The sequence below is a fragment of the Streptomyces coffeae genome, from assembly GCF_016741875.1.
In the GTDB taxonomy this organism is placed as follows: domain Bacteria; phylum Actinomycetota; class Actinomycetes; order Streptomycetales; family Streptomycetaceae; genus Streptomyces; species Streptomyces coffeae.
This window is the reverse complement of sequence record NZ_JAERRF010000007.1, coordinates 130,270-143,412: the sequence shown is the minus strand read 5'-3', so window position 1 is coordinate 143,412 and position 13,143 is coordinate 130,270. Positions and strand designations below refer to the sequence as shown.

Here is a 13,143-nt window from a genome sequence, read left to right as displayed (position 1 = left end):
AGTCCCACCACTGACCGACCGTGCCCAACCTCGGCGACATCACTGCCGTAAAGGCCCGTTTCTCCTGTAGCTACGGCGGTCAGTCACCCGTCACGCCGGTCAGGGAGCGGGCCAGCGCGGCTCGACCAGCCACCACAGCTGCTCGGCCTCGGCGATGGTGGCCTCCGTGCGGTGGGCCAAGCGCGGGTCGACTTCGATGGATACCCAGCCGTCCCGCCCGCGGGTGGCCTCGTACACCGGGCGCAGGATGTCGCACGCCGCGCGTACGTCCGCGGTGGTGATGGCAGCCTGGAAGATGGAGGGGTTGGTGGTGACTCCGGTGACGTTCTTGGCCACCATCAGCTCGGCGAGGTTGCCGGAGGTGATGCGGTCGCGGGACAGGTCGTCCAGCCAGATGGAGAGCGCGTGGTCGCATAGGCGGTCGAGTGCGTCGTTCACGGGGTTGCTCCTTCAGCTTCCGGCGGCGGCGAGGGAGGCTCGGGCAGCGTCGGCCACGGCCTGGGCGGTGATGCCGAACTGCTCGTACAGGAACCGGTGGTCCGCGGAGGCGCCGAAGCGCTCCAGGCTCACGCTGCGTCCGGCGTCGCCGATGTAGTCGCGCCAGCCCTGGGCGACGCCGGCCTCGACCGAGACCCTGGCCCGGGCCGACGGCGGCAGCACACGGTCGCGCCACTCCTGGTCCTGCTCCTCGAACCACTCCCGGCAGGGCATCGACACCACGCGCGCGGGGATGCCGTCGGCCTGGAGCTCGGCGCGGGCGGTGACGGCCAACTGCACCTCCGAGCCGGTCGCGATGAGGATGACCTGCGGCGCGCCGCCCTCGGCTTCGAGCAGGACGTAACCGCCCCTGGCCGCCTCCTCGTTCGCCCCGTGGATCGGTACGCTCTGGCGGGTCAGGCACAGTCCGTGCGGGGCGGGGCGGGCGCTGTGGCGACGTACGATCTCGGCCCAGACGATGGCGGTCTCGTTGGCGTCGGCCGGGCGGACCACGTTGAGTCCGGGGATGGCACGCAGGGACGCCAGGTGCTCGACCGGCTGGTGGGTCGGGCCGTCCTCGCCGAGGCCGATGGAGTCATGCGTCCACACATAGGTCACGGGCAGCCGCATCAGCGCGGCCATCCGCACCGCCGGGCGCATGTAGTCGGAGAAGACGAGGAAGGTGCCGCCGTAGATGCGGGTGTTGCCATGCAGCACGATGCCGTTCATGGCCGCGCCCATGGCGTGCTCGCGGATGCCGAAGTGGATCGTGCGGCCGTACGGGTCGGCGGTCGGCAGCGGGTTGTCTGCTGGGAGGAAGGACGACAAGGCGTCGATGGTGGTGTTGTTGGAGCCCGCGAGGTCTGCGGAGCCACCCCACAGCTCGGGCAGGACGGGCCCGAGGGCTTTCAGGACCTCGCCGGACGCCTTGCGGGTCGCCATGGCACCACCGGCTGGGAACCGGGGAATCGCCGCCGCCCAGTCGGTCGGCAGCTCTCCCGCTCGTATGCGCTCGAACTCGGCGGCGCGCCTGGGGTGTTCGGACTGCCACTGCTGGAGCTGCCGCTCCCAGTCAGCGCGTGCTGCGTGGCCGCGCCGACCGATGTCCCGGGTGTGTGCCAGTACCTCCTCGGCCACCTCGAAGCTGTGCTGCGGCTGGAATCCGAGGAGCTTCTTGGTGGCGGCGACCTCGTCGGAGCCGAGCGCGGAGCCGTGGGAGGCGGCAGTGTTGCGGGCGTTCGGCGCGGGCCAGGCGATCACGGTGCGCACGGCGACGAGGGAGGGCCTGCCGGTCTCCGCACGCGCGGTCTCCAGGGCCTCGTGCAGGGCCGTTTCGTCGACATCGCCGTCTGGCCGGGCAGCAACGTACTGGACGTGCCAGCCGTACGCCTCGTAGCGTGCGAGGACGTTCTCGCTGGTGGCGGTGTGCGTGTCGCCCTCGATGGTGATGCGGTTGTCGTCCCAGATCAGGACCAGGTTGCCCAGCTGCTGATGGCCGGCGAGCGCGCTGGCCTCGGCGGCCACGCCCTCGGCGAGACAGCCGTCGCCCGCCAGAGTCCAGACGGTGTGGTCGAAGGGCGAAGCGCCCTCAGGCGCCTCGGGGTCGAACAGCCCACGCTCGTAGCGGGCCGCCATTGCCATGCCCACCGCGTTGGCAACCCCCTGACCGAGCGGGCCGGTGGTCGTCTCCACGCCGGCGGTGTGGCCGTATTCGGGGTGGCCCGGGGTGCGGCTGCCCGCCTGTCGGAAGGACTTCAGGTCGTCCAGGGTGAGGCCGTAGCCGGACAGGAACAGTTGGATGTAGAGAGTCAGACTGGAGTGGCCGGCGGACAGCACGAAGCGGTCCCGGCCGGACCACTCCGGGTCCGCCGGGTCGTGGCGCATGAGCTTTTGGTGCAGCAGATACGCCACGGGTGCCAGGGCCATGGCGGTGCCGGGGTGTCCGTGGCCGGCGCGCTGGACGGCGTCCATGGCCAGGACGCGGCCGGTGTCGATGGCTCGGCGGTCCAGATCGGACCAGATGAAGGGCTTCGGGGCGGTGGTCGGGGTGCTCACCGGTGACGCGGTTCCTTCCGGATGCGGGGCGGGTCGTGGGGGTCCGGCGCCGTGCGCGGCAACCGCATACGGCGGCGCGGCGTGGCTCGGTGCGGTGACGTCGGTCAGGCGGTACGCCGCAGGTTGCGCGTCTCGACCTCCCGGATCTTGTCGACCTTGCGGGTGGAGCCGCCGCCGGCGAAGTCGGAGACGAGCCAGTGGTCGAGGCAGACGAGGGCCGCCTCGATGCCCATGGTGCGGTTCCCGAAGCAGGCGATCTGGGCGTCGTTGGACTTGCGGGCCCGCTCGGCGCTGTAGCTGTCCGGGATCTGCGCGGCCCGGATGCCGGGCACCTTGTTCGCGGCGATGGCCATGCCGATGCCGGTGCCGCAGATGAGGACGCCGCGGACGTGCTCGCCGCGCGCGACGCTGTGCGCGACGCGCTCGGCGACGTCCGGGTAGTCCTCCTCGTCGGCGGCGCTCAGATCGGTGACGCGAAGGCCGCGCTCGGTGAGGTGGTGGATCATCGCGTCCTTCATGGCGATGCCGGCGTCGTCGCATCCGATGGCGATGCTGAGGGGCTGCTGCATGGTCGTCTCCTCGGATTCTCTGGGGAACTTCTCGGGGCGCTTCGATGGTGCTGAGGCTGCGTCAGGTGGCGCTGAGGCCGCGTCAGGAGGCGGTCGTCGCCTTGGGCCAGAACCCTGCGACTTCGTCAAGGATCTTGCGCAGGTTGGCGGGGTCGTGCGCGAGCCGGCCGAGGAACAGGCCGTCGAGGCCGGTCCAGCGACCGCCGTCGGTCAACTCTGTGAAGGTTCCGGGACCGGCCGTGCCGCCGTAGATGATCCGGCCCTGGACGTCGTATGCGCGCAAGGTCTCGCCCATGGCCTCGACGACTGCGCGGACGTGCGGAGCGGGCGCCGGGGTGTCGGCGCCGATCGCCCAGACCGGTTCGTAGGCGATCACCACGTCGCTGCCGGGCTCGGCCCCGCGCAGCGCACTGTCCACCTGCACGAGAGTCTCCTCGACCGCGCGGCCGAGGTCTTCGCCGTGCTGCTCGCCTACGCAGATGACGGGGGTGAGGCCGGCGCGGGTGGCGGCGCGGGCCTTGGCAGCGACCGCGGCGTCGTCCTCGCCGAAATGGAGGCGGCGCTCAGCGTGGCCGATCTCCGCGTAGTGGGCTCCGGCCTCGACGAGCATCGATGCCGAGACCGCGCCGGTCCACGCGCCCTTTCCGGCCCAGTGCACATCCTGAGCACCGAAGGTGATGCCGCTCCCCGCGAGCAGAGAGCGGGCTTCGGCCAGCGCGGGGAAGGACGGCAGGACGGCCACGTCGACCGGGCGGGGCAGGGCGCTCAGGTGGTCGGCCAGCGCGGCAACTTCGGCGAGCCAGCACCGGGTCTCCGCCAGACCGAAGTAGAGCTTCAGGGAGACTCCGACGAAGGGCGTCCGGAGGGCCGGAGCAGGCCGCGGCTCCTCGTGCATCACATGCGGCATGAAATTCTTCCAACAGGGTTTCTGTGGATTCCCCGGTGCAAGCCGTGAATCCTCGTGGATCGGGAACGTGTCCAGCGGTCGCCGCAGCCCGGGGGCGGTCGGGGTGTCCCCCGGGCTGCGGGACCCCGTGACGGCTCGTGGGATTCCGCCGCACGGAGACAGGCCGGGGACGGTCAGATGCGAGCGCTGTCGACGGGCCCCGGGACCTCGGCCTCCTCCGCGGGCGCCGACACAGCCGGGGAGGACTCCTCCGGAAGCTTGAGGAAGAGGGTCAACAGGGCGGCGACCACGTACAGCCCGGCGAAAATGACGACCACGCCGCCCGGGCCGAGCGGGCCGAGGAAGACGCTGACGATGGCGGGGCCGATGAACGCGGCGCCGCCCGCACCCAGGTTGAGCAGGGCCATCGCGCCGCCTTTGTTCTCCGGGGCGAGCGAGGGGATGAGCGCGGAGATGGGGACGAACCCGGCCAGGGTGATGCCGTAGAGCATGCCGACGACGACCGCGACCCAGTAGTGGTCGCCGACGGCCAGCGGCACGAAGTACAGCAGGAGGATCGTCAAGGCGCACCCGAGCCCGCCGAAGGTCGCGATGGTCTTCTGCCAGCCGATGCGGTCGCCGATCGCGCCGAACACCACGTTGAACATCACGTTGGTGCCGAAGATGATCGCTACCAGGGTCAGCCAGCCGCCCTCTCCGAAGCCGATCTCCTCGGCGAAGATGGTTGGGAAGAAGACGAGGAAGCCGAACATCGGAGCGGTGTTGATGATGCGAACGACGCAGCCGACACCGATCTTGGGGTTGCGCCAGGCGATCGACAGGCTGGCAAGCAGGCTCTGGACCGGCTTGACCTCCGGGGGCGCCAGGCGGGCGTAGCCGGTGCGCTCGCGCACGCCGAGCAGGCAGAGCGCGCCGCCCGCGAGGATCATGCCGAGCGCCACCCACAGGGTGCCGAAATGACCGAACAGAGGGTTGGCGAAGCTGGCAACCAAGGACCCGAGGGTGGGAAGTCCGCCGGTGAAGGCGACGTAGAACCACCCGACGGCCGTGCCGAGGCGGGCGAACGACGCCGTGGCGGTGATCCACACCAGGAAGCCGAAGGCGAACAGCGGGTAGCCGAAGCCCCGGATGCCGTAGAAGACGAGCATCAATACGTAATTGCCGGGTGCGAGGGCGAGGACCAGGTAGAGGACATCGAAGACGGCCCAGATCGCGAGCCCCAGCTGCATGACACGGCGCGGCCCCCACAGCTGGGACAGGGCTCCCGACAGCCAGGACGCCAGCATGACGGCGACGCCATAGACGGTGATCACATACGAGGCGCGGAGTTCGGTGCCGGCGCCGTGATGCGCCATGTACGGCGCGATGAACCCCGACTCGACGCCGTCGCCGACCATGAACAGCAACAGTCCGACGTAGCCGAACACGAGGGGTCTGGGGATTCCCATGCGGTCGAGGAGCGACCGATGGGTGCCTGCAGGTGCCTGGATATGGGCCATGGCGGCCTCCAGTGGTGCGGTGGGCGGGGGAACGCCATCATCATGTTGGATGTGGAATCCACACGCAAGATGTGATTGAAAGATTCCTCAGCCGGACCCATCCGTCGCCTGCGAATCGACTGGCCCATACCTTCCTACCGGCAAATGCGCAGCTCAGATGCGCCATGAGTCTCTTTCCGAGTCCACGGAAGCCGGTCTTGGCGTCACCAAATTTGCAACAGGGGAGTGACAGATTCCGCATCCAGATGTTAAATCAAACAGGGACGACGTCTAGGAGTGAGACCCGATGATCAATTTGTCCACCGGCCCCTCCCACTGCGCCTCCACATTCCGTGAGGACTGGATCGAAGGCTTGGCCACCGCGTATGCGCGCACGGTGCGCAGGGTCCCCGGGGCCTTCGGGGTCGTCCGCCGCAACGCTCCCCACCCCGGCAAGGTGGCCGTGGTCATCGGCGGCGGCTCCGGGCACTACCCCGCCTTCGCCGGCCTGGTAGGACCAGGTCTGGCCGACGCGGCCGCGATCGGTGACGTGTTCGCCAGCCCGAGCGCCGAGCAGGTCTACCGCACCGCCCGAGCCGCCGACAGCGGCGCCGGGGTGCTGTTCAGCTACGGCAACTACGCAGGCGACGTCATGCACTTCGGCCTCGCCGCCCGCCGCCTGGCCGCCGAGGGCGTCGAGACGCGCACCGTCATCGTCACCGACGACGTGGCCAGCGGGCCCGCCCCGGTGGAGGGTGCGCGCGTCGACCCCTCCCGCGACCGCCGCGGTGTGGCCGGTGACTTCTTCGTGTTCAAGGTCGCGGGCGCGGCCGCCGAGCGGGGCGACGACCTCGAAGGCGTCGCTCGCGCCGCGCAGCACGCCAACGCCATGACTCGCACCTTCGGCGCAGCCTTCGCCGGCTGCACCCTCCCCGGCGCGAGCGAGCCGCTGTTCACGGTCAACGAGGGCACGATGGAGCTGGGGATGGGCATCCACGGCGAGCCCGGCCTGCGGGCGACGAAGCGCCTGAACGCCGTGGAGCTGGCCGACGAGCTGGTGGACAACCTGCTGCCGGAACTCCCACAGACAGCGGACGGTCGCGTTGCCGTCCTGCTCAACGGCCTCGGCCGGACCAAGTACGAAGAGCTGTTCGCCTGTTACCGGCATGTGCACCGGCGGCTGCTGGACGCGGGGCTCCGGCCGCACCGACCGGAGGTCGGCGAGTTCGTCACCTCCTTCGACATGGCCGGCCTGTCCCTGTCCGTGATGGTCCTCGACGACGAACTGGCCGATCTGTACGACGCCCCCTGTGACACCCCGGCCTTCCGCAGCCTGCCTGCCCCGAGCACCGACGCCGTCGCCCACGACGTCCGGCCGGCAATCGACGAGCACGCCGCTGAGCAGCCGGACAGCGCCCGGCCCTCGGGCGAGGACCTCCCGGTCACCGCCGCCCTCCAGGCCGCCTTGGAGCTGGTCACCGCCAACGAGGAAGAGCTCGGCCGGCTCGACGCGGTTGCCGGTGACGGCGACCACGGCATCGGCATAGTCCGCGGCCTGCGCGCTGCCGTCGCCACCGCCCGCTCCACCGAGCCCAGTCATGCGAAGCCGGGCAGTCCGTCCGCCGTGGGCACCACCCTGCTGTCAGCCGGTCTGGCCCTCGCCGACGCCTCCGGCGGCGCCTCCGGAGCGCTCTACGGTGCCCTGCTGACCGAAAGCGGCGCTGGACTCATCAGGGCCGCCCGCACCGGACAGCAGCAGGTGACCCCGCTCCTGCTCGCCGACGCCGTCGACGGCGCCTTCGACGCGATCGTCGAGCTTGGCGGCGCCCGCGTCGGGGAGAAGACCCTGCTCGACGCCCTCGACCCGTTCCGCAAGGAGCTCCACCACCAGTCCGGCACCGGCACCGGCACCGACCTCGTCACCGCCTGGTCGGCCGCCGCCAGTGTCGCCACCCGGGCAGCCGCTGACACCGCCGGGCTCACCCCCGCCCGCGGCCGCGCCGCCCGGATGGGAAACCTCGGCTACGGCCACCCCGACGCCGGCGCCGCCTCCCTCGCCCTCATCCTCACGGCGGTCGGCGAGTCGCTGACCGCCTGCCGATGACCACATTCCGCCCGGCCCTCCCCCTTTCGAAAGGCAGGCACACGCCATGCGAGCCGTCGTCATTGAAGCCCCCGGCAAGCTGAACGTCACCACCCTTCCCTACCCGAACCCCGGCCCCGACGAGGTCGTCGTGCGCGTCGCCGCCGTGGGCCTGTGCGGCACGGATGTGCACATGCTGGCTGGTGAGTTCGGCCCGACCCGCTACCCGGTCGTACCCGGCCACGAGTTCTCCGGCGAGATCGTCGAGCTCGGCTCCCACGTCACCGGCCTGGCCACCGGCGAACTCGTCGGTGCTGACCCGGCCATCTACTGCGAGGCCTGCCACTACTGCGCCATGGGCCGCGGCAACCTCTGCGAGAACTGGCGCACCATAGGCATCACCGAGAACGGCGCCTGCGCCGAATACGTCAAGGTCCCCACCAAGAACCTCTACCGGCTGCCGGCCGGCCTGGAACCCCGGCACGGCACTCTGATCGAGCCGCTGTCGACCATCGTCCACGGCCTCGACATCGTCCGTCCCCGCCTCGGCGACAACTTCCTCATCTACGGCGCCGGCACCATGGGTCTGCTCTACCTGCAGACCGCCAAGCGGGCGGGCGCCGCGTCCGTGGAGGTCGTCGACCTCAACGAGGGCCGGCTCGCGGTCGCCGGCAAGCTTGGCGCGGACAACGTCGCCACCAGCGCCGACGACCTGCCGCGGGCCCAGCGCGGCGGCTGGGAAGTGGTCGTGGACTGCACAGGTGCGGTCCCCGCGATCGAGGACGGTCTGGGGCGCGTACGCCGCGGCGGCACCTTCCAGCAGTTCGGTTGCGCCCCCGACCAGGACACGGCCTCCTTCTCCCCGTTCCGGATCTACAACGACGAGATCACCGTCGTCGGCAGCATGGCCATCCTGCAGAGCTACGGGCGGGCCCTGGAACTCGTGGGCCACGGCGTCATCGACTGCGACACCATGATCACGCACGGTTTCTCCCTGGACGAGTACGAGCAGGCTCTGGAGACCTTCCGCAAGGGCACGGGACGCAAGATCCAGATCCTGCCCGGCGGCGCCGGCTGAACCGCCGTCCCGCCCGCCCTCGGCTGACGGGGCGGGCGGGACGACACGCCGCCGTAGACTCGGCATGTCGTCCCCGACCAGGGAAGGAAGAAAAGGTGACCGACACCAGCGGAGCGCCGGACCGCCGGGGCGACGGCGACCGGGCACCATCGAAGCTCAGCCCCAAGGGCCGCCGTGAGAAGATCGCGGACCAGGTGTTCCAGCAGGGCCAAGTCTCGATCGAGGACCTGGTACAGGACCTCGCGGTCAGTCAGATGACCGTCTACCGCGACCTGGACATCCTGGAGCGGCAGGGGTTCCTCCGCAAGGTCCGCGGCGGCGCCACGGCCGCGCCCAGCGCCCTGTTCGAGAGCAACCTGCGCTGGCGCAGCAGCACCATGCTCGAGGAGAAGCAGGCCATCTGCGAGGCGGCGCTGGAGGAAGTCGAACCCGGCCAGGCCATCATCGTCGACGACTCGAGCACCGTGCTGCCGTTCATCACCGAACTCCCCTCCCGCGGTTCGTTCACCGTGATCAGCAACTCCCTCCAGGTCATCAACAAGCTCGCCGACGAGCCAGAGGTCCAGGTGATCGCCCTGGGCGGGGTCTACCAGGCATCCTTCAACGCCTTTGTCGGGATGTTCACCGCCGACATGGCCCGTTCCCTGCGGGCCGACGTCGCCTACATCTCCGTCTCCGCCGTCGACAGCGGCCACTGCTACCACCAGTCCCAGGAAGAGGCCCTCGTCAAGCGCGCCCTGCTCGCAGCGGCGCGCCGCAAGGTCCTCCTCGTCGACCACACCAAGTTCGGCCGCCAAGCCCTCTACCAGCTCGGCCCGCTCTCCGACTTCGACCTGGTCATCTCCGACCGCAAACTCCCCAAGGACGAACAGGACGCCCTGCACGCAATGGGCGTACGGCTGCAGTTGGCCCCCGCGGAATCGTCGGAGTAGGCCGCCGGTCCCTCACGGACGGCCTGACGCGGCCGTCAAGGACGGCCGTGGGGAAGGGCCTGCTCGGTCCAGATACGCCACCGTTTCCGGCACCCACAGGGTGGGCAGATCCTCATCGGTTACTTCGGCCGGTACACGAGGAGCACCATGGCGAGCCAGTCCGAGGCGATCAGCACCGTCGACTACCACACCGGCGGCGAACCGTTCCGCATCGTTCCCCGTCCTCCTGTCGCCATCGAAGGGGCCACCGTCGCCGGACGCCGCATGTTCGCCATCAGCAACCCCGACGTGGACGACCTGCGCAAGCTGCTGTGCTGCGAACCCCGCGGACACGCCGACATGTACGGCGGGTTCATCACCCCGCCCGACGACGAGGGCGCCCACTTCGGCGTGCTGTTCTGGCACAAGGACGGCTTTTCGACCGCCTGCGGCCACGGCTCCATCGCGCTCGCCATCTGGGCCGTGCAGACCGGCCGCGTCGCCCGCGACCCATCCGGCAGCACCACGGTCGTCATCGACGTCCCCTCGGGACGGGTCACCCTGCGCGTGCACACGGCCGGCCAACGGATCTGCGGCGTGGACTTCGTCAATGTCCCCAGCTACCGGCTCGCCGAGCGCGTCACCGTCGCCACCTCGCGCGGGGACGTCGTCGTCGACATCGGCTACGGCGGCGCCATCTACGCCCATCTGAAAGCAGCAAGCGTCGGGCTGACCGTCACACCCGAGCACTACTCCGACCTCATCGTGATCGGGCGCGAGGTCAAGTGGGCGCTGAACGAAACCGAGTACGCCCGTCACCCCGTCGACGACCGCCTCAGCGGCATCTACGGCACCATCCTGTACGACGACCTGGGCACCGACGAGAACGGCAACCCGCACCAGCGCAATGTCACCGTCTTCGCCGACGGCCAGGTCGACCGCTCCCCGTGCGGCTCCGGTACCTGCTCACGCGTTGCCGTGCTCGCGGCTGCCGGTCACCTCAAGCCGGGGCAGACCCTCGTCCACGACTCGATCGTCGGCACCCGCTTCCACGCGCGGATCATCGAGGAGTTGACAGCCGACGGCTTCCCGGCCGTCGTTCCCGAGGTGACGGGAACGGCGTACCGGACCGGTGAGCACCGCTTCGAGCTCGATCCGGTGGACGACCTCGGCACCGGGTTCGTCCTGCGCTGACCGTCCTGCCGGCCCCGGCGTCCGGTCAGTGGGTGGCGAGGAACTCGAGCGTGTCGATCACGCGGTTCGAGAAGCCCCACTCGTTGTCGTACCACGCGACCACCTTGACGTGGCGGCCGTCGACGCGGGTGAGGGCCGAGTCAAAGATCGATGATGCAGGATTGCCCGTGATGTCGGACGACACGAGCGGGTCGTCCGAGTACTCGAGGATGCCGGCGAGCGGTCCCTCCGCTGCGGCGCGGTACGCCGCCAGCACGTCGTCGCGCGTCACGTCGCGGGCGACGGTCGTGTTGAGTTCGACGATCGAGCCCACCGGCACCGGTACGCGGATCGAGTCGCCCGACAGCTTGCCGTCGAGTTTCGGCAGCACCAGGCCGATCGCCTTGGCGGCGCCGGTCGTGGTCGGCACGATGTTGACGCCGGCGGCCCGGGCGCGACGGGCGTCGCGGTGCGGACCGTCCTGCAGGTTCTGCTCCTGCGTGTAGGCGTGTACCGTCGTCATGAACCCGTGCTCGATACCGGCGAGTTCGTCGAGGACCGCGGCCAGCGGCGCGAGCGCGTTGGTGGTGCAGGAGGCGTTCGAGACGATCGTGTGCATGGCCGGGTCGTAGGCGTCGGTGTTGACCCCGAACGCGAGCGTGACGTCGGCGCCGTCTGATGGCGCGCTGACGAGTACCTTCTTCGCGCCCGCGTCGAGGTGGGCGCGGGCGGCCTTGGCCGAGGTGAAGCGGCCGGTGGCTTCCAGGACGATGTCGACGCCGAGTTCGGCCCACGGCAGCTGCGCCGGTTCGCGCTCGGCCAGCACCGTGATCCGACGGCCGTCGACGACGAGGGCGTCCCCGTCGACGGTCACCGGGCGCCCGAGCCGGCCGGCCGTGCTGTCGTAGGCGAGCAGCCGGGCGAGAGTGGCGGGCTCCGTCAGGTCGTTGATGGCGACGACCTCGAGGGCGCTGTCGCGCTCCAGCAGTGCGCGCAGCACATTGCGTCCGATGCGGCCGAATCCGTTGATGGCGATGCGAGTCATGAGTGATGTCCCTTCCCTTCCGCACCAGGCTCGCCCGCGGCTGGCGCCGCTGACAGTGGCGGGATCGCCATGGTTCAAAAGGATCCCGCCACGCGGGGCCGGGCGGGGCTATTCGCCCCGGGTGAAGGTGCGCCGGTACTCGCTCGGTGTGGTGCCGAGGATGCGCTGGAAGTGCAGGCGCAGGTTCGCACCGGTGCCGAGCCCGACATCGGCGGCGATCTGTTCGACGCTGCGCTGTGAGCGCTCGAGCAGTTCGCGGGCCAGGTCGATGCGGGCGCGCATCACCCACTGCATCGGCGTGTAGCCGGTCTCCTCGACGAAGCGCCGGGAGAACGTGCGCGGCGAGACCTCGGCCTGCCGCGCCAGTGTGTCGAGGGTGAGGGGCTCGCCGAGCCGGTGCAGCGCCCACTCGCGGGTGGCGGCGAACCGCTCGCCGAGTGGCTCGGGGACGCTGCGCGGCACGTACTGGGCCTGGCCGCCGCTGCGGTAGGGGGCGGCAACCAGACGCCGGGCCGCGTGGTTGGACGCGGCCACTCCGAGGTCGCCGCGCAAGATGTGCAGGCACAGGTCGATGCCGGAGGCGGCGCCGGCCGAGGTGAGCACGCTGCCCTCGTCGACGAAGAGCACGTTCTCATCGACCTGGATGAGCGGGTGCCTGGCCACGAGTGCCCGCGTGTAGTGCCAGTGCGTCGTGGCGCGCCTGCCGTCGAGCAGGCCCGTGGCGGCGAGCGCGAAGGCGCCCGTCGAGATGGCGGCGAGCCGCGCGCCCCGGGCGTGGGCGGCGATCAGTGCGTCGACGACGGCCTGCGGCGGGTCGTCGCGGTCCGGGAACCGGTAGCCGGGGACGAAGACGATGTCGGCCCACGCAAGGGCGTCGAGGCCGTGGTCGACGTAGTACGCCAGGCCATCGCCGCCGGTCACAAGACCGGGTGTCACCCCGCACACCCGCACCTCGTACGGCATGCTCGCGCGGGTCGTGAAAACCTGCGCGGGAATTCCGACATCGAGCGGCTTCGCACCCTCGAGCACGAGGACGGCGACGCGATGCAGGCGGGAGGCTGGCACAGGAAGAGGTTACGTGGGGCGCCGGCTTGCGCGAGAGACGACTACCTCATCCCGTCGTGACTGTGCGTGACTGGCTCGCTACATCGCGAGCGTCGTTACCTTCCGCCCGGCTCACCGCACGCCACGACCACGCCGCACAGGTTAAAGATCAAGCTAAAGCAGGCTCCATTTGACGGCTTACCAGTGTTCAGCGGCCACGATGTTCAACGTGAGCAAGCCGACGGTCGATGTAGCAAGTTCGAGCAGTGCGGGTGCCGATACATCATCCATGCAGGTGGGGGCTTGATCAGTAAGTGAGCGTG

At 70.2% G+C, this 13,143-nt stretch carries 10 protein-coding genes and 1 pseudogene; 4 read left to right on the top strand and 7 right to left on the bottom strand.

Annotated elements, in window-relative coordinates; translation table 11 throughout:
- Positions 1–120: 120 nt before the first annotated feature.
- From JK363_RS13860 to JK363_RS13840, 5 genes and pseudogenes are all read right to left on the bottom strand, one after another.
- Positions 121–438, bottom strand: a pseudogene (locus JK363_RS13860) (transaldolase family protein); the annotation flags it as partial.
- Positions 439–450: 12 nt separating this feature from the next.
- Positions 451–2,532, bottom strand: coding sequence for a transketolase (tkt, locus tag JK363_RS13855; protein ID WP_201875165.1), 2,082 nt, complete (start codon positions 2,530–2,532; stop codon positions 451–453).
- A gap of 104 nt (positions 2,533–2,636) precedes the next feature.
- Positions 2,637–3,101, bottom strand: a complete 465-nt coding sequence (rpiB, locus tag JK363_RS13850; protein WP_201875164.1) for a ribose 5-phosphate isomerase B — start codon at positions 3,099–3,101, stop codon at positions 2,637–2,639.
- A gap of 82 nt (positions 3,102–3,183) precedes the next feature.
- Positions 3,184–4,008, bottom strand: coding sequence for a triose-phosphate isomerase family protein (locus JK363_RS13845; protein WP_236075760.1), 825 nt, complete (start codon positions 4,006–4,008; stop codon positions 3,184–3,186).
- A 173-nt stretch (positions 4,009–4,181) separates the two neighbouring features.
- A complete protein-coding gene (locus tag JK363_RS13840; protein ID WP_236075759.1) occupies positions 4,182–5,456 on the bottom strand; it encodes an MFS transporter in 1,275 nt (424 codons plus the stop codon).
- A gap of 337 nt (positions 5,457–5,793) precedes the next feature.
- Between JK363_RS13840 and JK363_RS13835 the strand changes: the two genes are divergently transcribed.
- From JK363_RS13835 to JK363_RS13820, 4 genes are all read left to right on the top strand, one after another.
- Positions 5,794–7,590, top strand: coding sequence for a dihydroxyacetone kinase family protein (locus tag JK363_RS13835; protein ID WP_201875162.1), 1,797 nt, complete (start codon positions 5,794–5,796; stop codon positions 7,588–7,590).
- Between the two features lie 46 nt (positions 7,591–7,636).
- A complete protein-coding gene (locus JK363_RS13830; protein ID WP_201875161.1) occupies positions 7,637–8,647 on the top strand; it encodes a zinc-dependent alcohol dehydrogenase family protein in 1,011 nt (336 codons plus the stop codon).
- Between the two features lie 95 nt (positions 8,648–8,742).
- A complete protein-coding gene (locus tag JK363_RS13825; protein ID WP_201875160.1) occupies positions 8,743–9,579 on the top strand; it encodes a DeoR/GlpR family DNA-binding transcription regulator in 837 nt (278 codons plus the stop codon).
- 147 nt (positions 9,580–9,726) lie between these two features.
- Positions 9,727–10,752, top strand: coding sequence for a proline racemase family protein (locus JK363_RS13820; protein WP_201875159.1), 1,026 nt, complete (start codon positions 9,727–9,729; stop codon positions 10,750–10,752).
- Between the two features lie 25 nt (positions 10,753–10,777).
- Here JK363_RS13820 and gap read toward each other — a convergent pair whose 3' ends face one another.
- The gene (gap, locus tag JK363_RS13815; RefSeq protein ID WP_201875369.1) at positions 10,778–11,776 is read right to left on the bottom strand and encodes a type I glyceraldehyde-3-phosphate dehydrogenase; all 999 of its coding nucleotides are present in this window, start codon (positions 11,774–11,776) and stop codon (positions 10,778–10,780) included.
- 108 nt (positions 11,777–11,884) lie between these two features.
- Positions 11,885–12,841, bottom strand: a complete 957-nt coding sequence (locus tag JK363_RS13810; protein ID WP_201875158.1) for a GlxA family transcriptional regulator — start codon at positions 12,839–12,841, stop codon at positions 11,885–11,887.
- Between the last annotated feature and the right edge of the window lie 302 nt (positions 12,842–13,143).